The sequence below is a fragment of the uncultured Cellulomonas sp. genome (assembly GCF_947494015.1).
Classification (GTDB): Bacteria; Actinomycetota; Actinomycetes; order Actinomycetales; family Cellulomonadaceae; genus Pengzhenrongella.
In genome coordinates this window covers 24,880-43,189 of record NZ_CANLTL010000004.1, presented here as the reverse complement: position 1 = coordinate 43,189, position 18,310 = coordinate 24,880, and the positions used below count along the sequence as shown (strand labels likewise).

Sequence of the window (18,310 nt, the reverse complement as noted above, 5' to 3'; positions counted from 1 at the left end):
GGCTCGCGGTACGGCGGGGTGCGGCCGAACGCGGTGGACGGCACCGCTGCTGCGACCTAGAGTGATGGTAACCGGTTACCCCCTGCCGGTCATCCCTCGGTGCGGAGGAAGCAGTGGACGACCGGCATGCGGTGCGCGTCCAGGGTGACCGGCTCGTGGACGGCGACGGCGCCACGGTGCTGCTGCGCGGCTTCGGGCTCGGTGGCTGGATGACGATGGAGAACTTCATCACCGGCCACCCCGGTACGGAGTCGCAGCTGCGCCGCGCGATGCGCCGCAGCATGGGCGCCGAGGCGTCCGAGGCGTTCTTCGACCGGCTGCTCACCGACTTCTTCGGCGACGCGGACGCCGCCTACCTCGCCGGTCTCGGCGTCACCTGCCTGCGGGTGCCGTTCAGCTACCACCACGTCGAGGACGACGCGGCACCGTTCCGGCTCAAGGAGTCCGGCTTCCGCCGGCTCGACCAGGTGGTCGACGCGTGCGCCGCGCACGGGATCTACACGATCCTCGACCTGCACTCGGCCCCCGGGTACCAGAACCAGAACTGGCACTCGGACAACCCGTCGCACTGGGCGCACTTCTGGACCCACCCGCACTTCCAGGACCGCGTGGTGCACCTGTGGGAGGCACTCGCCGCGCGCTACCGGGACAACCCGTGGGTCGCCGGCTACAACCCGCTCAACGAGCCCGCCGACCCCAGCGGCGAGGTGATCGGGCCGTTCTACACGCGCCTGGAGCGCGCCATCCGCGCGGTGGATCCCGGCCACGTGCTGTTCCTGGACGGCAACCGGTACTCCACCGACTTCTCGGTGTTCACCGACGTCTTCGACCAGACCGTCTACACCGCGCACGACTACGCGCTGCCGGGGATCGCCACCGAGAGCCGCTACCCGGGGCAGACCCGCGGCCAGCACTTCGACCGCGGCACCGTCGAGGCCAAGTTCCTCGAGCGGACCGCGTTCATGCGCCGGACGGGCACGCCGATCTGGATCGGCGAGTTCGGCCCGCTGTACACCGGCGACGCCGACCGGGACGCCGGCGCGCTGCGCCTGCTGAGGGACCAGCTCGACCTGTACCGGGAGCACGGAGCCAGCTGGAGCCTGTGGACCTACAAGGACGTCGGCACCCAGGGCCTCGTGCACGCCGCGACCGACAGCCCCTACCTCGACCGCATCCGTCCCGTGCTGGAGAAGAAGCGGCGCCTGGGCACCGACTCGTGGGGCGGCTCCGAGCAGGGCATCAGGGACGTGCTGGCGCCGGTCGAGGAGCTCTTCGCGAGGGAGTTCCCCGACTTCGACCCCTTCCCGTGGGGCGCGAAGCCGTGGATCAACCTGCTGGTGCGGCACCTGCTGCTCGCCGAGCCGCTGGTCGACGAGTTCGCGCAGCGCTTCGGCGACGTGGGGGTGGCCGACGTCGGCCCGCTCGCCGGGTCGTTCGCCCTCGACCGGTGCGTGCGTCGATCCGCCCTGGAGGACCTCCTGCGCGCCGAGCTGTCCCCCGCGGCGCAGCAGCCGGTCTGAGGGCGCGCGCACGACCTCGCGCCGGAGCTCACGCCGGCGCCGACGGGCCCGATGCCCGGGGACGTGCACGACGTCAGCTTCACCGGCTTCGGCGGGCGCCGGATCCGCGGCTGGCTGCTGCGGCCCGCAGGTGCCGGACCGGCCACGGTCCGCCGCTCGGCCGCCGGGCTGCGGGAGCACGAGGGCGGCGGGCACCGCTTCCCCCGGCAGCTGGCGTGGCTCGAGCCGCTCATGGCGGACGGCCAGGGGTCAGCCGGGTAGGTCGGGCGGGCAGGTCAGCCGGGGACGCCCTCGGCGCCGCTGCCCTCACCGGACGTCGTCTCGTCGCCCAGGGGCTCCGTGGTGGGCGCCTCGCCCTCGTGGTCGTCGGGGATCGGGTTCGGGTCGACGGCCCACGTCGGCAGGTCCGGCTGGCGGGGGTCGAAGCTCTCGGGCAGGTTCTCGGTCATGCCCTCCACGCTGGCACCGTCCGCCCGGACCCGCATCCCGCCCGGGCGCCGACCGGTCATTCCGGCGCCGCGGTGATGTTCACCATCCAGCCGATGCCGTAGCGGTCCGTGCACTGGCCGAACTCGTCGCCCCACATCTGCTTCGCCAGCGGGACGTTCACCGTGCCGCCCTCCGCGAGCCGGGCGAAGCGGTCGCGCAGCTCGTCGCCGTCGTCCCCGCTGAGGCAGATGGTGATGCTCCCGCCCGGCGACAGCTGCGCACCGGGCGGCAGGTCCGACGCCATCAGGACGTACCCGCGGGTGGTCTCCAGCTGCCCGTGCATGACGCCGTCCGGATCGACGCCCTCCGGCGCGCCGAACTCGGCGAAGGTGCTGATCGTCAGCGTCCCGCCGAAGACGTCGCGGTAGAGCTCCAGCGCCTCGCGCGCGGTGCCGTCGAAGTTCAGATAGGGGTTGAGCTGCGAGCTCATCGGTGCCTCCTCGTCGTCCGGGCCCGTCCCGGTGCAGGGCAGACCGGAGCGGTCCACCGAAGTCATCGCCGCTGCGCCGGGCGACCGCCGGCCGGTCGCCCGGCGCGGTCCTCCGCGCGCCGCTCGCGCCCGGACCCCCCATGATGGGCGGCATGAAGATCGCGGTGACAGGTGGCAGTGGCAAGCTCGGTCGAAGCGTCGTGGCGCGGTTGCGCCAGGACGGGCACGACGTGCTCAACCTCGACCGGGTCGGGCAGCGCGGGACGGGCTTCGTCCTGATCGACCTGACCGACTACGGCCAGGTGGCGGACGCGATCGCCGGCATCGACGAGCACCACGGCGGCCTGGACGCCGTCGTGCACCTGGCCGCGATCCCGGCGCCCGGCATCGTGCCCGACGTGGCGACGTTCCACCACAACATGCTGGCCACGTACAACGTGTTCCAGGCCGCGCGCCGGGCCGGCGTCGACCGGATCGTGTACGCGTCCAGCGAGACCGTGCTCGGGCTGCCGTTCGAGACGCCGCCGCCGTACATCCCCGTCGACGAGGAGTACCCCGCCCGGCCCGAGTCGACGTACTCGCTGGTCAAGCACCTCGAGGAGCAGATGGCGGCGCAGCTGACGCGCTGGGACCCGACGCTGAGCATCACCGCACTGCGGTTCTCCAACGTCATGGAGCCCGAGGACTACGCCCGGTTCCCCTCGTTCCAGGACGACGGCACCCTGCGTCGGTGGAACCTGTGGGGCTACATCGACGCGCGCGACGGGGCGCAGGCCGTCGTGCGGGCCCTGCAGAACGCCGGGCCGGGTTTCGACACCTTCATCATCGCCGCGGCGGACACCGTGATGACGCGACCCAGCGCCGACCTCGCCGGCGAGGTCTTCCCCGGGGTGCCGCTCGCCCGCGAGGTCAGCGGCCAAGAGACCCTGCTGTCCATCGACAAGGCGCGGCGCGTGCTCGGCTACGACCCCCAGCACAGCTGGCGTGACCACGTGCAGGCCGACGCCACCGCCTGAGCCGGTCTGCGGGTCGCGGCGCCGGCGGTGTGGGGTCGCGGCTCAGGCGGTCGCGAACTCCCAGTGCCAGGGCTCGGCCGGCCCGGACCCGCCCGGCTCCATGGCGCGGGGGTGGTGCCACCCGAACGCGCCCGCGTGCTCCTGCAGCCACCGGTAGCCGGGAGCGTCGAACTGACCGAGGCCCCCGATCCCGCCGAGGTCGACCGCCAGGCCCCAGCCGTGGTTCGACGTGCCGGGCACCGCGGCCAGCCCACCCTTGGTGGCTCGCAGCCCGACCTGCTCCGACAGCGTCCGGTAGGAGCTGACCACGTCCAGGTCGGCACCGAACTGCGCCCGGTAGGCGTCGTTGAGCAGGGCCAGCGCGGCGGCGGCGTCGCACTGCAGCAGCTCGCCGGGGGCGAAGTCCACCGGGCACAGCGCGTCGGCGGGGATCATCCCGTTGCTCCAGCTGCGGACGAGCTGGGCGACCGCTGCCGGCGCGTCGGGCCGAAGGCGTGCCCTGTCCCCCGCCGCGGAGCGCGGCCCGGTGGCCCACGTCGTGCCGTGCGTGCCATGCGTGCCCTGCGTCTCCCGGGCGGGGTCGGCCGGCAGGGGGGTCAGCGGCGTGAGCTCAGTGAGCGCCACCGTCTGCGCCGCGGCGCCGGCGGCCTGCTCGAGCCCCGCCAGTCGCTGCGTGCGCACCGCGACGGCCTCTCGCGCGGCGGCCTCGCGGGCGGACTCGGCGTCCATCGCGTGCCGCAGCACCTCCCCGGCGGTCCGCCTGACGGCGGCGCTCAGTGCCAGGTCGCCGGGTACGCGCACCCGGCCGTCGGCCGGACCGAGCAGAGCCGTCAACCGCGCGACGGCGTCGGCCCGTGCGACGGCGTCCGCGGCCGACGGCGTCCCGGTCGGCGCCTCCGCTTGCTGCTCCTGCTCGACCTGCTCCTGCTCCTGCTCGACCGCCCTGGCGGCGGCGAGCGCCGCGGTGGCCAGGGCGACGGACTCGGTCCACGCCGCCTCGGCGTAGGCGCGCGCCGCGGGCTCCAGCCGGTCGGTGGCGGCCGCGGCGGCGCGCTGCGGCGCCGGCGGCAGGATGTCGCCACCGAAGCCGGACCAGGGGCTCGGTGCCGCCGCAGCGGGCGCTCCCCCGGCCAGCAGGCCGGCGACGAGGGCAGCGGCACCGCACCGGACCCAGGTCGTCGCCGGTCGCGCGGCCGGGCGGCCTGCGCGGTCGGCGCCGTCGGGCCGGGATCGCCCGGCGCCGGCTGCTCGTGACCTGTCCACCCTCACCCCTGCCCTCCCTCGGTGCCACCCATGACACCAGCCGATCCGCAAACCAGCGTGAAAAGACTTGTCACCGCTGGGATCCGCGTCCGGCACGGGGACGCGCCCGCGATCGGACGGACCCCGCGGAGAGCACAGCACAGCCGCGCGCCGCTCGTCTGCCGGCCGTCGGTCACGATCCGGTCACGGCCCGGCGGACCCGGAGTGTCGCGCACCCGCGTGTCGCGGTGATCCTCACCCGGTGACCCGGGCGGCCGATGGGACGCCGAGGGCACCGGCGGACGACCGGCGGCCCGTGAACGGAGGGAGCGTCATGACCGAGCAGTCCAGGGCCCGGCACCGGGGTGGCGTCGTGCTCCCCGATGTGCGCCGTGGCCGGACCGGCTCGGCCGGCGCCGTGCCGGCGCCGTTCGGCCCCGCCGACGGTCCCGCGGCGCTGGCGGCACCGGTCGGGACGGGGCCCGTCGACGCAGCCGCGGCGGAGACCTCGGGTGCCACGACGGCGTTGATCGTCAAGCACGTGCGTGCCCGCGGCGGCCGGGCGGCGCTGGACCGGATGCTCGAGCTCGCGCAGGTGTCCGCGACGGTGGAGGAGCTCGAGGACCTCGGTCGGTGGAGCAGCTACGACTGTCGGATCCGGCTGTTCGAGGCGGCGACGGTCGTCCTCGACGACCCGCTGTGCACGCGCCAGATGGGCTCCGAGGCCCTGCGCGCCGGATTGGCGCCGCCGCTCGTCCTGGTGCTGCGGGCGATCGGCTCGCCGGCCGGGGTGTACCGCCAGATGCCTCGCGCCGTCCCCAAGTTCACCACCACGTCCACCATGGAGATGCTCGACGCCCGGGCGGCGCGGGCCACGGTCCGCTACCGACTGCACGACGGGTACGAGCACTCCCGGCTGGACTGCCTGTACGCGCAGGGTCTGATGTCGGTGGTGCCGGAGCTGTTCGGCCTGCCGCAGGCGAAGGTGGTGCACGACGAGTGCCAGTCCGACGGCGTCGACGCGTGCCTGTACCACCTGACGTGGACGCGGCGTCGCCGGCCCTGGACCCGCCGACCCGCCACGGCGGTCGATCCCGAGCTCGCCGCCCTGCGTGGCCAGATCGAGGAGCTGCAGTCCGCCGCGACGGACCTGGTGCGCACCGAGGACCTGAACGCCCTGCTGCACCGCATCACCGAGCGCGCCGCGGCCGCGGTGATCGCGCCGTCGTACCTGCTGGCCCTGCACGACCCCGACGGCGGGGAGCCGCTCGTGCACAGCCGCGGGATCTCCGAGGACCGGGCCCGGGAGCTGGCGCGCCGGCTGCTGGCAGGCGGCGGCCTGGGCGAGAGCGCCGTGGTGGCCGAGGTCGCATCCAGCCGACGGCGGTACGGCCACCTCGCCGCGCTGCACGGCAACGGCCAGCGCGGTCCCGAGGAGGACGCCGTCCTGCTGTCCGCCTACGCCGGTCACGCCGCGGCGGCGCTCGACCTGCTCACCGCCCTCGAGGCCAGCCGCCGCGGGGAGAGCCGGTCCACGGCCCTGCTCACCCTGGCCCACGACCTGCGGTCCGCCACCGAGCCCGCGACGGTCGCGCAGGTCGTCAGCGACGCCATCGTGCGGATCGTGGGCTGTGCGAGCTCGTCGGTGTTCACCTGGGACGAGCGCGACGGGCGCCTGCGGGTGGCTGCCTCCGCCGGCCTGGACGACGCGCAGCGGGCGGCCGTGCACGCCTGCGTGCTCGGGCCCGAGACGTCGCCCGAGGTGGCGGCCCTGCTCACCCGGCACGAGCCGTGCCTGCTCACGCCCGAGACGGCCGCGCCGACGGTGGCGGCCCTGCTGCGCCAGATGGGCCTGGCCGACGTCATGGTCGCGCCGCTGGTGGCCGGCGAGGAGTTCCTCGGCGTGGCCACCGCGTCCTGGCAGGCGCCGAGCGCCCTGACCGGGGTCGCCGAGCGGCTGGACCGGCTCGGCGGGGTGGTCGAGTTCGCGGCGACCGCGATGCAGAACGCGAGGCTGCTGGGCACGGTGCGGCACCAGTCCCTGCACGACGCGCTGACCCAGCTGCCGAACCGGGTGCTGTTCAACCAGCGCCTGGACGCCGCCCTGCAGCGTCCCGGCGCCGTCGGCACCGTCGCGGTGCTGTTCTGCGACCTGGACCGCTTCAAGCAGGTCAACGACGCCCTGGGGCACGCCGCCGGGGACGAGCTGCTGCGCCAGGCGGCGGGGCGGCTGCGTGCGGCGGTCCGGCCGAGCGACCTGGTGGCGCGCCTGAGCGGGGACGAGTTCGCGGTGCTCCTCGACGGGCTGTCCACGCACGAGGAGGCCGCACAGGTCGCCGAGACCGTCGTGTCCCGGCTGGCGGCGCCGTTCCGCGTCGACGGCCTGGACCTGCGGGTGACCACGAGTGTGGGCGTGGCGGTCCACCACGGGCAGGACGCGGCCGCTCCCAGCCTGCTGCAGGCCGCCGACGGCGCCATGTACGTCGCCAAGCAGCACGGCCGCAACCAGGTCTCGGTCGCCGGCCGCGCCGCGACCGCGCCCGACGTCGGGCACACCGACGTCGAGCGCGCGCTGCGGTGCGCCGCCGACAACGGCGAGCTGAGGCTGCACTTCCAGCGACTGGTGGACATCGGTGACCCCGCGCCGGTGCACCCCGACCGGATGCCCACCGTGGGGGTGGAGGCGCTGCTGCGCTGGCAGCACCCGACGCTCGGACTGCTCGCCCCGGCCGCGTTCCTGTCCCTCGCCGAGGAGATCGGCGTCGTCGTCGAGCTGGACCTGTGGGCGGTGCGCGAGGCGTGCCGCACCCTGGCGGAGTGGGACGCGGGCTGCCGCGGCGCGCGCCTGCACGTCGCGGTCAACACCTCCGCCCGGACGCTGGTCGACCCCCGGCTGCACGCGACGGTCCGCGAGGCGCTGGCCGCGAACGGCCTGGCACCCTCGCGGCTCTACCTGGAGGTGGTCGAGAGCCGCTCGCTGGTCGACCTGCCGGGGGTCGCGGACCGGTTGTCGGCGCTGCGCCGGATCGGGGTGGGCGTGTCCCTGGACGACTTCGGCACCGGCTACTCCACGCTGGCGTGGCTCCAGCGGCTCCCCGTCGACCAGATCAAGCTCGACCGGTCGTTCACCAGCGCGATCACCGAGGACGGCAAGTCGCTCGCGCTGGCCACCGGCGTCCTGGCGCTGGCCCGCGAGCTGGGGGTGGAGGTCGTCACCGAGGGGGTCGAGACGGTCGAGCAGCTGACGCTGCTGCGCGAGGCGGGGTTCACGCTCGCGCAGGGCTACCTGTTCGGCCGGCCCCAGCCGGGTGCGGCGATCGCCGCGCGGGCGCAGGCGCGGCACCGCGAGGGGTGAGCGCGAGCGGTCCTGGGAGGATCGGGGCATGACGCTCGACACCGCCGGACCGGTCGCCCTGACCGGTCCGCTGCCCGACATCCGCCTGATCACCGTCGACATGGACGGCACCCTGCTGGACGAGGACCACCGCGTCCCGCCGTCGCTGTGGTCCCTGCTGCCCGAGCTGAGGGAGCGCGGTGTGCTGTTCTGCCCCGCGAGCGGCCGCCAGCACGCCACGCTGGTGGCGCAGCTCGCGCCCGTCGCGCGGGACCTGGTCGTCATCGCGGAGAACGGGTCGTACGTCGCCCGGGGCGGGCAGGAGATCAGCTCGACCACCATCGACCGCAGGGTCGTGCACGACGTCGTGGACCGGGTCCGTCGGCTCGCCGCGGCGGGCGTGGGGGCCGGTGCGGTCGTGTGCGGGAAGCGGTCGGCCTACCTGGAGACGCCGGACCCGCGGGTCCGCGCGGAGGCGGACCGCTACTACGCCCGGCTCGAGCACGTGGACGACCTGCTCGCCGTGGACGACGACGTGCTGAAGGTCGCCGTCTTCGACGCCGGCTCCGCGGCCGACACGACCGAACCCGCCCTGGCGTCGTTGCGGACCTCCCACCAGGTGGTCGTGTCCGGCGCGCACTGGGTCGACGTCATGGCCCGCGACGTGCACAAGGGCACCGCGGTCCAGACCGTCCAGCGGCTGCACGGGATCACGCGCAGCCAGACCCTGGCGTTCGGGGACTACCTCAACGACCTGCAGATGCTCGACGCCGCCGAGCACTCCGTCGCGATGGCCAACGCCCACCCGCAGGTGCTCGCGCGAGCGCGGTACCGGGCGCCGTCCAACCGCGAGGACGGCGTCGTGCGCACCATCCGCGCCGCGCTGGGGCTGTGACGGCGCGTCGTGCCACGGCCGGCACCACCTCCCGCCGACCGCGCACCCGGCCGCACGGCGGCACGCGCCCGGGCGTGCTACAGATGGGCGGGCACGCGCGGGTTCACCCGTTCGCACGCAGGGGGGGCCGATCTGCTCAACGCCGGGTCGTACACGCCGATGACACCAGTGCAGGGCGAACACACTCGCCCGCCGCCCAGGCGGACCAGCACCGACGGCACGAGCGACCAGGGTCGAGCGGACCGACGCACAGCAGAAGGAGACCCACGATGAACAACTGGCGCACGAGCACCAAGAGCACCGTCGTCCGCATCGCCGTCAGCGCGCCCACCTTCGCGGCCGTCGCCGCCGTCGTCGGCGCCGGGTGGAAGTGGATCTGACCAGCTCGGACGAGGACCGGGTGGCGGCTCGACGGCCGGCCCGGTCCTTCGTCGTCGGCGCCTACGTGACGGCCGTGGCCGTCCTGGGAGCCGTGGGCCTGGCCCTGGTCGTCGTGCAGACGGACTGGGCGCAGACGCTGGCGCAGGTGCCGGTGTGGGCGGTCGCCTTCCTGGTGCTGGCCGCGCTCATCGGCGAGATCAAGCCCCTGAGCGTGACACGCGGCGACGAGCCGGCCGAGGCGGTGTCCAGCTCGACGCCGTTCATCGTCGCCCTCATCTCGGTGGGTGGTCTGGGCATCGCCCTCGGGGCGCAGCTCGTGGCCAGCGTTGCGGACGACGTGCTGCGCCGACGCCCGGCCACCAAGTCGCTGTTCAACCTCGGGCAGTACGCGATCAGCGTGATCGCCGGCCGGGTGGTGTTCGCCGCCCTCGCCGGGCACCCGGTCTTCGGACCCCCGATGACCGTCGGCATGCGCGACGTGCTCCCGCTCCTGGTCGGCGGGGCCGTCCTCGTGCTCGTCAACCGCCTGCTCGTCGCCGTCGTGGTGGCGCTCGCCGTCCGCCAGCCGCTGGGGATCGTGGTCGGTCAGGACGCGCGGTTCTTCGCCGCGACGACCGGTGTGCTGCTGTGCGTGGGCGCGGTCGCCGCGAACGTCGCGAGCAGCGGCGTGGTGTTCCTCTTCCTGCTGTGCGCACCGGCCGTGGCCGTCTACGGGATGACCAAGGTGGCCGTGCGGCACGCGCACCAGGCCACCCACGACTCCCTCACCGGCCTGGGCAACCGCGACCGGCTGCAGACCCAGCTCACGCACGCGCTCGCCGCGGCAGCCGACGACCCCGCTGCCGGCCCCGGCCTCGTCATGCTCGACCTGGACCACTTCAAGGACATCAACGACACCCTCGGCCACCCCGTCGGCGACGAGCTCCTGCGCAACGTCGCGCACCGCCTCGACGCCGTGATCGGGGGCACCCGGCAGGCCAACCGCCTCGGCGGTGACGAGTTCGCCGTCGTCGTGGCCGGCGGACTGGTCGACTGCGAGGCACTGGCCCGTGACCTGCTCGCCGCGCTCGAGGCGCCCACGCAGGTCGGCGAGCTGGAGCTGCTGGTGCGGGCGAGCGCCGGCGTCGCCGTCGCGCCCGCGCACGGCACGGACGCGGCCACGCTGATGAAGAACGCCGACATCGCGCTCTACCAGGCCAAGCTCGACCGCGACCGCACCTGCGTGTACTCCGAGCAGTTCGACGCCCACACCCTGGAGCGGCTCGGCCTGCTGGCCGATCTGCGCGCGGCGCTCGACACCGGCCAGCTCAGCGTCGCCTACCAGCCGCAGGTGGACCTCACCGACCGCCGCACCGTGGGGGTCGAGGCGCTCGTCCGCTGGCGGCACCCCGTGCGCGGCCAGGTGCCGCCGGACAGCTTCATCCCGCTCGCGGAGAAGTCCGGGCTGATCGCCGCGGTCACCGCGTTCGTCCTGAACACCGCGCTCGGCGACCTCGCGCGGTGGCGCGCCGAGGGCCACCGGCTGCGGATGGCGGTCAACCTCTCGGCGCGCCACCTGTCCGACCTGGCGCTGCCCCGCCAGGTCCTCGACGCGCTCCAGCGGCACGGGGTGCCGGCCGGCGACCTGGTGCTGGAGGTGACCGAGACCGGGCTGCTGTCCGACCCGGCCCGCGCCGACGTGGTCATCGCCGAGCTCCGGCGGATCGGCGTCGGCATCGCGGTGGACGACTACGGCACCGGGCACGCGTCGCTGAACTACCTCAAGCGGCTCGAGATCGACGAGCTGAAGGTCGACCGGTCGTTCGTCAGCGACATGGACCGCGACCGCCACGACTTCGTCATCGTCCGATCGACGATCACCCTGGCCCGTGACCTGGGGCTGCGGGTCATCGCCGAAGGGGTCCAGGAGGAGGAGACCGCGGTGAGCCTGCAGGCGCTGGGCTGCGGCATCGGCCAGGGCTACCACCTGGCCCGCCCGACGACGTCCGCCGAGATCGGTCGTCGCCTGCACGCCGAGCAGCCGCGCGGCGGTGCCCGGCCGGCGGCGACGACCGGCGGCACGCTGCCGCGTCCGCGACCCGGGACGCAGGCCTGACGTGCTGCTCCTCGCCGTGTGCGCGCTCGCGATGCTGTCGCCGCTGGTCGCCGGCCGCTGGCCCGCACACCTCCTCCTGCACCGGTGGCGACACCCGCTGCTGATCTGGGGCACCCTCGCGCTGCAGGTCGTCGTCGTCGAGGCTCCGCTGCCCGACGTCGTCGCGTCGGTCCTGCACGTGGCGACCTACGCCCTCGCGGTGGCCTTCATCGTCGTCAACCGTGCCTTGACCGGTGTGCTCGTGGTGGGCGCCGGTGCCGCCCTGAACGGGATCACGATCGCGCTCAACGGCGGCGTGCTGCCCGCATCGGCGGCCGCCGTGGCCGCCACCGGGGTCGACCGCGCCGGCGAGTTCGCGAACTCGGCGGTCGTCGCCGACCCCGTGCTGCCCTGGCTCGGTGACGTCTTCGCCTGGCCGGCGCCGCTGCCGCTGGCCAACACGTTCAGCGTCGGGGACGTGCTCATCGCGGCCGGGGTGGCGGTGGCCGCCTGGCACGGCACGCAACGGCTCGGCCGGCTGCCCCAGCCCGCAGCGCCCGACGCGCGCGTCGTCGCGCACCCGGTACCGGCCGCGCCGACGACCGGGGCCGCGGGGTGAGGACCGGGGTCACGGGGTCAGGACCGGGCGCAGGCAGCCGTCCTTCTTGTTCTTGAACAGGTCGTAGGCGCGCGGCCCGTCGTCCAGGGGCAGGACGTGGGTCGCCAGGTGCTCGGTGACGAGCTCGCCACGCTCCATGCGCTCGAGGAGCATCGGGATGTACCGCTGGCCGTGCATCTGCGCGCCCCGCACGGTGAGCCCCTTGTTCAGCACCGCGCCGAGCGGGAACTTGTCGACCGCCAGCGCGAACACCCCCAGGACGAACACCGTGCCCGCCTTGCGGGTGTTGTAGATCGCCTCGCGGACCGCGGTGGGACGGTCCGTCTGCAGCCGTAGCTGCTGCTTGACCTGGTCGTAGGCGGCGGACAGTCCGCGGCCGTGCGCCTCCATGCCGACCGCCTCGATCGCGACGTCGACGCCCCGGCCGGCGGTCGCCTCCATCAGCTCGGCTCCGACGCTGGTGGTGGTGAGGTCGAGCACCTCGCAGCCGACGTGCCGCTCGGCCAGCGCCAGCCGCTCCGGGACCCGGTCGATGACGACGACCCGCTCCGCCCCGAGGAGCATCGCGGCGCGCGCAGCCATCTGGCCGACCGCGCCCGCGCCCCACACCGCCACGACGTCACCGGGCCGGACGCCGCCCAGGTCGGCGCCCATCCATCCGGTCGCGGCGGCGTCCGAGGCGAACAGCGCCCGCTCGTCGCTGACGGCGTCGGGCACGCGGAAGGCGCCGACGTCCGCGAAGGGCACCCGGACGTACTCCGCGTGGCTGCCGGCGTTGCCGCCGAGCGCGTGGGAGTAGCCGAAGCAGCCGCCCGGCGCGGCCCCCCACAGCCGCTCGGTCAGGGCGGGGTTCGTGTTGCCGTTGTCGCAGGCGGAGAACAGGCCCTGCCGGCAGAACCAGCACCGGCCGCACGCGATGAACGAGCTCACCACGACCCGGTCCCCCACCCGGTGCGTGCGGACCTCGCTGCCCACCTCGACGACCTCACCGAGGAACTCGTGCCCGATCACGTCGCCGGCGCGCATGAAGGGGATGTACCCGCCCAGCAGGTGCAGGTCCGAGCCGCAGGCGACGGTCCTGGTCACCTTGACGATCGCGTCCTGCGCGTTGAGCAGTCCCGGGTCGGGGACCTGCTCGACCGACAGCCGGTTCACGCCCTGCCACGTCAGCGCCTTCACGGCCGGCCTCCGGTCTGGGACCGGCGCAGCGCGAGCCGCAGCGGCAGGCTGGTCAGGGTCGTGCGGGTCGTGCCGGGACGGTCCGGCTGCAGGACCTCGCCGGTCTCGAGCAGCATCCGGGTGTGCCGCAGCGCGAGGCGGATGCGGTCCTCCAGGTCGGCGGCGTCCGGCGACTCCCCCGGCCGCAGGCCGGCGCGGGCGCGCAGCCCCAACTCGGTCCCGCGGTCACCGGGGGCCGGGACGACCCGGACGTCGACGCGGTCGCCGAGCTCGGCGACCGGCTGCGGCCACGCACCGGGCGACCCGACGTCCTGCGGCGCGCACAGGATCGTGACCGCGTGCCACCGGTCCGGTCGTGCCCCCGCGGAGGCCACCGTCCCGGCGCGCGACGCGAGCCCACCGGCCGCCGCACCGGCGAGCGCGAGACCCGCCAGGCCCGCGGCCGCCACCCCAGTCCTGGATGCCATGGGTCCGCCCCCGTCCTCCGGCAGGCCGCCGGACCGTCCACGCCGGCGGGCTGCCGGGTGCGGGCCACCGGCCCGGACCCACGTTCGCACCGCCCCCGGTGACCGGCAACCGCGCCGCCGGACCGTGCACGCCGGCGGCCCGCGCGGGACGATGCGTCGGTGAGCCTCTACGCCCAGGACCGCACGCACCGCACCCGGCAGGTCGTCGGCGACCTGGTGGTGGCCGGGTGGGTCGTCGCCTGGGTCCTCGTCGGCCGCGCCGTGCACGACGTCGTCGGGCGGCTGGCGGCGCCGGGGCGTGCCCTGGAGCGGGCGGGCCTCTCGCTCGAGGACGGGCTGCGCGCCACGGCGGACGGCGTCGGGCGCGCCCCGGTGCTCGGTGACGACCTGCGCGGGCCGTTCGACGCCGCGGGCGACGCCGCCCTCGCGCTCGCCCGGGCCGGGGTCGACGTGCAGACCGGCGCGGAGCGCGTCGCGGTGCTCGCCGGGGTGTCGGTCGCCGGGTGGCCGGTCCTGCTCGTCGCCGGGGCGTGGGCGCTGCACCGGTGGCGCACCGCGCGACGCCTCGCGGTCGTGCGGCGCGTGCTGGCCGGGCCCGACGGTGTGGACCTGCTGGCGCTGCGAGCCCTCGCTCACGCACCGTTGTCCCGGCTCGCCGCCGTCGGCCCCGACGTGGCCGGCGCCTGGCGGCGGGGGGACCCGGAGGTCGTGGCCGCGCTCGCCGCCGTGACGCTGCGCGATGCGGGTCTGGCGCCGCCGGGCCGGCCGCCCGGTAGCCGGGGGTGACGTCGGGTCGCGTCGGCGTGGCGTCGACCGGCTCGTGCGGTCCCTAGGATTGGCGGGTTTGCGACCAGAGGGAGAAGCATGACCAAGTTCGTCGTCGATTCCAGTGCCGTGCTGCACATCGTGACCGAGGGGCTGCAGATCGGGGCCGAGCACGAGCTGCTGGCACCGACCCTGCTGCGCTCGCAGGTGCTGTCGCGGCTGCACGAGTCGGTCCAGCGCGGGGAGCTGCCGGACGACATCGCCCGCGACCGGCTCGCCGCGGTCGGCCGGCTGCGGATCCGCCTGCTCGGGGACGCCGTCATGCGGCGTCGCGCCTGGGAGGTCGCCGACCGCCTCGGGTGGTGGGAGACGTTCGGTGCCGAGTACGTGGCCCTGACCGAGCTGCAGGGTGATGCGCTGCTCACGCTCGACCAGGACTTCGCCCGGGCGCTGGAGGGTGTCGTGTCCGTGGCGACGGTCGACGACCTGCGCTGACGCGCGCCACCCGGCGCACGCGAGGCCGTGCCGCGCGTGCCGCAGACGGCCGAGGCCGCCGCCCGCTCACGTGCGCGGACGGCGGCCTCGGCCCCTGGCGTACCGGGTCGGTCAGCCGACGGGCTGCCGGCGGCGGGCGACGGCCCACAGCGCGGTCCCGAGGGCGAGCAGCACCGCGGTGAGCCCCACCAGTGCGGCCGGCTCGGCACCGGTCGCCGCGAGGGCGCCGGAGCGGTCGGCCGCCTGGTTCGGGCCGTCGCCGGTCGTCCCGCCGGTCGTGCCGGTGCCACCGGTCGTCCCGCCCGTCGTGCCGCCGGGCGCCGACGGCGTGGTCGGGGCAGGGGTCGTCGGGTCGGGCGTCGGCGTCGGGGTGGGCTCCGGCTCGGCGACGACGGGGGCGGTGACGAGCGTCCAGCTCTGCTGCGCGAAGTCGGCGGGGTCGATCGACCCGTGCGCGGCGGCCCAGTCGATGAGCAGCTGGCGGATCTCCTGCCGCTCGTCGTAGACCACCTCGGCCCCGGCGACGTGCGGGTAGCCGCCGCCGCCGCTCTGCCGGTAGTTGTTCACCGCGAGGACCACGACGTCGTCGTCGGCCACCGGCGTGCCGTCGGGGTAGGACAGACCCGAGATGCGCGAGCCGGCCGGCTGGGAGATGTCGATGGCGTACTCGACGCCGGACAGCACGTCGTAGTTGTAGTCCGGGATACCGCCCGGACGGTCCGCGGTGACGGCGTTCGTGCCCGTCTCGGGATCGAACGGCGCACCCTCGGCGACCTGGTTGAAGTAGCGCGCGGAGTACTCCAGGTAGTCCTGGACCTGTGCACCGGTCATCCTCACGCCGAGCAGCGTGTTCTCGTAGATGTACAGGCCCGCCATGTCCCGGATGGTGACCTGGCCCTCGGGGAAGACCGCCGTCCGCGAGAACGGCGACGCCTGGGACAGGACCGGCACGTCGGCCAGGTCGGTGCCGTCCAGCGCCGCGTCCACCGTCTCGGCCTGCACGTGGTTGATGAAGTCGATGATCGGGGTGTCCTCGTAGCGGGACGTGGCCGCCGACAGCTCGGTGACCGACGTCGCCACCGGGGTGTTGACGTACTCGACCGTCGCCTCGTGCTCGGGGGTGAGCTCGGCGACGAGCTCGGGGTCCTCGGTCTCGATCTGGTAGCCGTAGTGCGGCTCGACCGCGGGCGCGCCTGCCTCGCTCCAGTCGACCGCGTAGCCGTCGTCGGTGGGCAGCAGGTTGAGGCTGACCTCGGTCACGCTCTGCGCCCAGTAGTACGGCTGGGTCACCAGCACCTGGCCGCCGTCGACGTTCGTGTAGACGGTGGCCGGCTCGTCCTGGTGGGAGTGCCCGGCGACGATGACGTCGATGCCGGGCACCTGGACGGCGATGTTGTTGACGACGTCCTCGTTGAGGTCTGCCGGGTCGTACCCGGCGTCCGGCACGGTGCCCTGGCCGGTGTGCGCCAGCACCACCACGACGTCGGCGAGCCCGTCGACGACGGGCACCCACTTCTGGGCCGCCTGCACCATGTCCTGGAACTCCAGGACGCCCTCGACGTGCTGCTTGTCCCACACCCGCACACCGGGGGTGACCAGCCCGATGACGCCGACCGTGACGCTCTGGCCGTCGATCTCGCGCTCGATCAGCGTGTACGGCGTGTGGTACGGCTCGCCGGTCGCGACGTCGATGACGTTCGCGCCGAGCAGGGGGGCGGCGAGGTCGTCCTCGTACGCGCCGAGCAGGTCCAGGCCGTAGTTGTACTCGTGGTTGCCCACCACCTGGGCGTCGTAGCCGATGGTGTTGAACGCCTGCGCCATGGGGTGGGCGGTGGTGCTCGAGAGCACCTCGTCGGCGCGCTCGCCCATGCCGTACAGGTAGGTCAGCGGGGTGCCCTGGATGGCGTCCCCGTTGTCCAGCACGAGGACCGAGTTCTCGGGCTGCTCCGCCCGGACGTCCTCGACCACGGTGGCCACCCGCGACAGGCCGAGGGTGTCCTCCCCCTCGTACGGCGCGTCGGCGAAGTAGTCCCAGTTCATGACGTGCCCGTGCGTGTCCGTCGTGGACAGCAGGGTCAGGCTGAGGGGGGCGGGGGGTGTCGTGACGGCGGCCGCGGACATGGCGGGCAGCGCGGCGGTGACTCCGAGGCACGCGACGGCGAGGGTGCCGACGGTTCTGCGCACGGGCATGGGTCTCCTGTCAGAGGGGGTCGACTGCGCGAGAACCGTAGGCCGTCCGGGTGAACGGACGGTGACCGGTCGGCGTGTCCCCCGGCGCGCCCGGTCGGCTCAGCCCTCCGCGAGGTGCTCGCTGCCCTCGGCGAGGTCCGGGGTCTGCTCCGGTTGCGGCACGCACAGCAGCAGCGCTCCCGGACGGACCGTCACGGTCATCGACCGGCCGGGCTCGATGACGTCGCCGTCCAGCTCGCGGGGCTGCTCGCGGTCCCACGTCACCGTGATCCGCGACCCACGCAGCACCTGCATGTGCGCGATGCGCCGCCGGCGGCGGACGACGCCCCACGCCAGGGCGACCCAGTGGCCGAGCGTCCGCGGGGCCAGGATGGCGACGTCCATCTGCCCGTTGTCCGGCTCGGCGTCTGCGAGCAGCGTGACCCCGCCCTGCAGCCGCCCGACGTTGCCGATGACGACGCTGCGGGCCCGGCGGCGCACCGGCGCCCGGCCGTCGAGGCCGACCTGGACGTCGGACCGCCGGTCGCGCAGGTGCTGCACGGCCGACAGCACGTACGCGAGCGGGCCGATCTTCGCCTTGAGCTCTGTGGACGCGTCGTCGAGCAGGGCCGCGTCGAACCCCATCCCGGCCATCACCGCGAACGCCTGCCCGTCCACGTCGCCGATGTCGAGCCGCCGCCGACCCCACTGCGTCGCGAGGTGGACCCCGGCGCGCGGGTCGTCGGGCACCCCCAGGTTGGTCGCGAGCAGGTTGCCGGTGCCCGCGGGCAGGACGGCCAGCGGGACGTCGGTCCCGGCGACGCCCTCGATCGTGGACCGGACGGTCCCGTCGCCGCCGCACACGAAGACGAGCTCGGCACCGTCGGCGATCGCCTGGCGCGCCTGGCCCGCGCCGGGGTCGTCCGCGGTGGTCTCGATCCACTCGGTCGCCGGCCACCCCGCCTCGGACAGCGCCTGCGCGACGGCGGCCTGCCGCCCCTGCAGGTCGTCGACCCGGACGGGGTTGAAGACGACGACGGAGCGCAGCGGCCGGCGGTCCTCCTCGGCTGCGAGGTGCGGGCCGGCGGAGGGCGTTGCCCGCCCGGAAGACGGCGCGACAGCGCCCTCGGTGCGTGCTGAGTCCATGCCGGGTGGCCTCCTGCTGATGTGGACCGGTCGGCACGCCAGGGGGGCCGGTGCCTGCTCCGGACACCATCCCAGACCCGGGGGGCCGG

The 18,310-nt window shown here is 74.8% G+C and carries 16 protein-coding genes; 9 read left to right on the top strand and 7 right to left on the bottom strand.

The window, feature by feature from the left end:
- Positions 1–113 precede the first annotated feature (113 nt).
- Positions 114–1,520, top strand: coding sequence for a glycoside hydrolase family 5 protein (locus Q0840_RS05665; protein WP_298457357.1), 1,407 nt, complete (start codon positions 114–116; stop codon positions 1,518–1,520).
- A 51-nt stretch (positions 1,521–1,571) separates the two neighbouring features.
- Positions 1,572–1,781 carry a hypothetical protein gene (locus tag Q0840_RS05660; protein WP_298457353.1) on the top strand — a complete coding sequence of 70 codons (210 nt, stop codon included), beginning with the start codon at positions 1,572–1,574 and terminating at the stop codon, positions 1,779–1,781.
- A gap of 14 nt (positions 1,782–1,795) precedes the next feature.
- Here the strand turns inward: Q0840_RS05660 and Q0840_RS05655 are convergent, their stop codons facing one another.
- Positions 1,796–1,969 (bottom strand): chromosome partitioning protein, encoded by a 174-nt coding sequence (locus tag Q0840_RS05655; protein WP_298457350.1) that lies wholly within the window; start codon positions 1,967–1,969, stop codon positions 1,796–1,798.
- Positions 1,970–2,025: 56 nt separating this feature from the next.
- Complete coding sequence (locus tag Q0840_RS05650; RefSeq protein ID WP_298457348.1) at positions 2,026–2,439, bottom strand: VOC family protein; 414 nt, start codon at positions 2,437–2,439, stop codon at positions 2,026–2,028.
- Between the two features lie 152 nt (positions 2,440–2,591).
- On the opposite strand from Q0840_RS05650, the gene Q0840_RS05645 reads away from it, so the two are divergent.
- Entirely contained in the window at positions 2,592–3,455 is an 864-nt protein-coding gene (locus Q0840_RS05645) for an NAD(P)-dependent oxidoreductase (RefSeq protein ID WP_298457343.1), read from the top strand.
- Positions 3,456–3,497: 42 nt separating this feature from the next.
- Here Q0840_RS05645 and Q0840_RS05640 read toward each other — a convergent pair whose 3' ends face one another.
- Positions 3,498–4,718 carry a M15 family metallopeptidase gene (locus Q0840_RS05640; protein WP_298457340.1) on the bottom strand — a complete coding sequence of 407 codons (1,221 nt, stop codon included), beginning with the start codon at positions 4,716–4,718 and terminating at the stop codon, positions 3,498–3,500.
- Between the two features lie 313 nt (positions 4,719–5,031).
- Between Q0840_RS05640 and Q0840_RS05635 the strand changes: the two genes are divergently transcribed.
- The 4 genes from Q0840_RS05635 to Q0840_RS05620 all read left to right on the top strand — a co-directional run bounded on the left by Q0840_RS05635 (position 5,032) and on the right by Q0840_RS05620 (position 12,000).
- On the top strand, positions 5,032–8,052 hold the full coding sequence (locus Q0840_RS05635) for a bifunctional diguanylate cyclase/phosphodiesterase (RefSeq protein ID WP_298457338.1): 3,021 nt from the start codon (positions 5,032–5,034) through the stop codon (positions 8,050–8,052).
- A 28-nt stretch (positions 8,053–8,080) separates the two neighbouring features.
- Positions 8,081–8,926, top strand: coding sequence for a Cof-type HAD-IIB family hydrolase (locus tag Q0840_RS05630; RefSeq protein WP_298457336.1), 846 nt, complete (start codon positions 8,081–8,083; stop codon positions 8,924–8,926).
- A 370-nt stretch (positions 8,927–9,296) separates the two neighbouring features.
- Positions 9,297–11,402 carry a bifunctional diguanylate cyclase/phosphodiesterase gene (locus Q0840_RS05625; protein ID WP_298457334.1) on the top strand — a complete coding sequence of 702 codons (2,106 nt, stop codon included), beginning with the start codon at positions 9,297–9,299 and terminating at the stop codon, positions 11,400–11,402.
- Between the two features lies 1 nt (position 11,403).
- Positions 11,404–12,000 (top strand): DUF5317 family protein, encoded by a 597-nt coding sequence (locus Q0840_RS05620; protein ID WP_298457332.1) that lies wholly within the window; start codon positions 11,404–11,406, stop codon positions 11,998–12,000.
- Positions 12,001–12,009: 9 nt separating this feature from the next.
- On the opposite strand, the gene Q0840_RS05615 is transcribed toward Q0840_RS05620, so the two are convergent.
- Entirely contained in the window at positions 12,010–13,179 is a 1,170-nt protein-coding gene (locus Q0840_RS05615; protein WP_298457330.1) for a zinc-dependent alcohol dehydrogenase, read from the bottom strand.
- Positions 13,176–13,646, bottom strand: a complete 471-nt coding sequence (locus Q0840_RS05610; RefSeq protein WP_298457328.1) for a hypothetical protein — start codon at positions 13,644–13,646, stop codon at positions 13,176–13,178. The genes Q0840_RS05615 and Q0840_RS05610 overlap by 4 nt, the downstream gene beginning before the upstream one ends.
- 159 nt (positions 13,647–13,805) lie before the next feature.
- Here Q0840_RS05610 and Q0840_RS05605 point away from each other — a divergent pair, with 159 nt between their 5' ends.
- Positions 13,806–14,432 carry a hypothetical protein gene (locus Q0840_RS05605; protein ID WP_298457326.1) on the top strand — a complete coding sequence of 209 codons (627 nt, stop codon included), beginning with the start codon at positions 13,806–13,808 and terminating at the stop codon, positions 14,430–14,432.
- Positions 14,433–14,510: 78 nt separating this feature from the next.
- Positions 14,511–14,906, top strand: a complete 396-nt coding sequence (locus Q0840_RS05600) for a type II toxin-antitoxin system VapC family toxin (protein WP_298457323.1) — start codon at positions 14,511–14,513, stop codon at positions 14,904–14,906.
- A 111-nt stretch (positions 14,907–15,017) separates the two neighbouring features.
- On the opposite strand, the gene Q0840_RS05595 is transcribed toward Q0840_RS05600, so the two are convergent.
- Positions 15,018–17,096: a bifunctional UDP-sugar hydrolase/5'-nucleotidase gene (locus Q0840_RS05595; protein WP_298457321.1), complete on the bottom strand. Its 2,079-nt coding sequence runs from the start codon at positions 17,094–17,096 to the stop codon at positions 15,018–15,020.
- A gap of 99 nt (positions 17,097–17,195) precedes the next feature.
- A complete protein-coding gene (locus Q0840_RS05590) occupies positions 17,196–18,221 on the bottom strand; it encodes a diacylglycerol kinase family protein (RefSeq protein ID WP_298457319.1) in 1,026 nt (341 codons plus the stop codon).
- Positions 18,222–18,310 lie beyond the last annotated feature (89 nt).

What these genes read in the sequence shown, in the direction of transcription:
- Q0840_RS05650 (WP_298457348.1), bottom strand. Translation starts at nt 2,439, where the DNA reads ATGAGCTCGCAGCTCAACCCCTATCTGAACTTCGACGGCACCGCGCGC.
- Q0840_RS05660 (WP_298457353.1), top strand. Translation starts at nt 1,572, where the DNA reads ATGCCCGGGGACGTGCACGACGTCAGCTTCACCGGCTTCGGCGGGCGC.
- Q0840_RS05635 (WP_298457338.1), top strand. Translation starts at nt 5,032, where the DNA reads ATGACCGAGCAGTCCAGGGCCCGGCACCGGGGTGGCGTCGTGCTCCCC.
- Q0840_RS05590 (WP_298457319.1), bottom strand. Translation starts at nt 18,221, where the DNA reads ATGGACTCAGCACGCACCGAGGGCGCTGTCGCGCCGTCTTCCGGGCGG.
- Q0840_RS05645 (WP_298457343.1), top strand. Translation starts at nt 2,592, where the DNA reads ATGAAGATCGCGGTGACAGGTGGCAGTGGCAAGCTCGGTCGAAGCGTC.
- Q0840_RS05595 (WP_298457321.1), bottom strand. Translation starts at nt 17,096, where the DNA reads ATGCCCGTGCGCAGAACCGTCGGCACCCTCGCCGTCGCGTGCCTCGGA.
- Q0840_RS05630 (WP_298457336.1), top strand. Translation starts at nt 8,081, where the DNA reads ATGACGCTCGACACCGCCGGACCGGTCGCCCTGACCGGTCCGCTGCCC.
- Q0840_RS05600 (WP_298457323.1), top strand. Translation starts at nt 14,511, where the DNA reads ATGACCAAGTTCGTCGTCGATTCCAGTGCCGTGCTGCACATCGTGACC.
- Q0840_RS05610 (WP_298457328.1), bottom strand. Translation starts at nt 13,646, where the DNA reads ATGGCATCCAGGACTGGGGTGGCGGCCGCGGGCCTGGCGGGTCTCGCG.
- Q0840_RS05655 (WP_298457350.1), bottom strand. Translation starts at nt 1,969, where the DNA reads ATGACCGAGAACCTGCCCGAGAGCTTCGACCCCCGCCAGCCGGACCTG.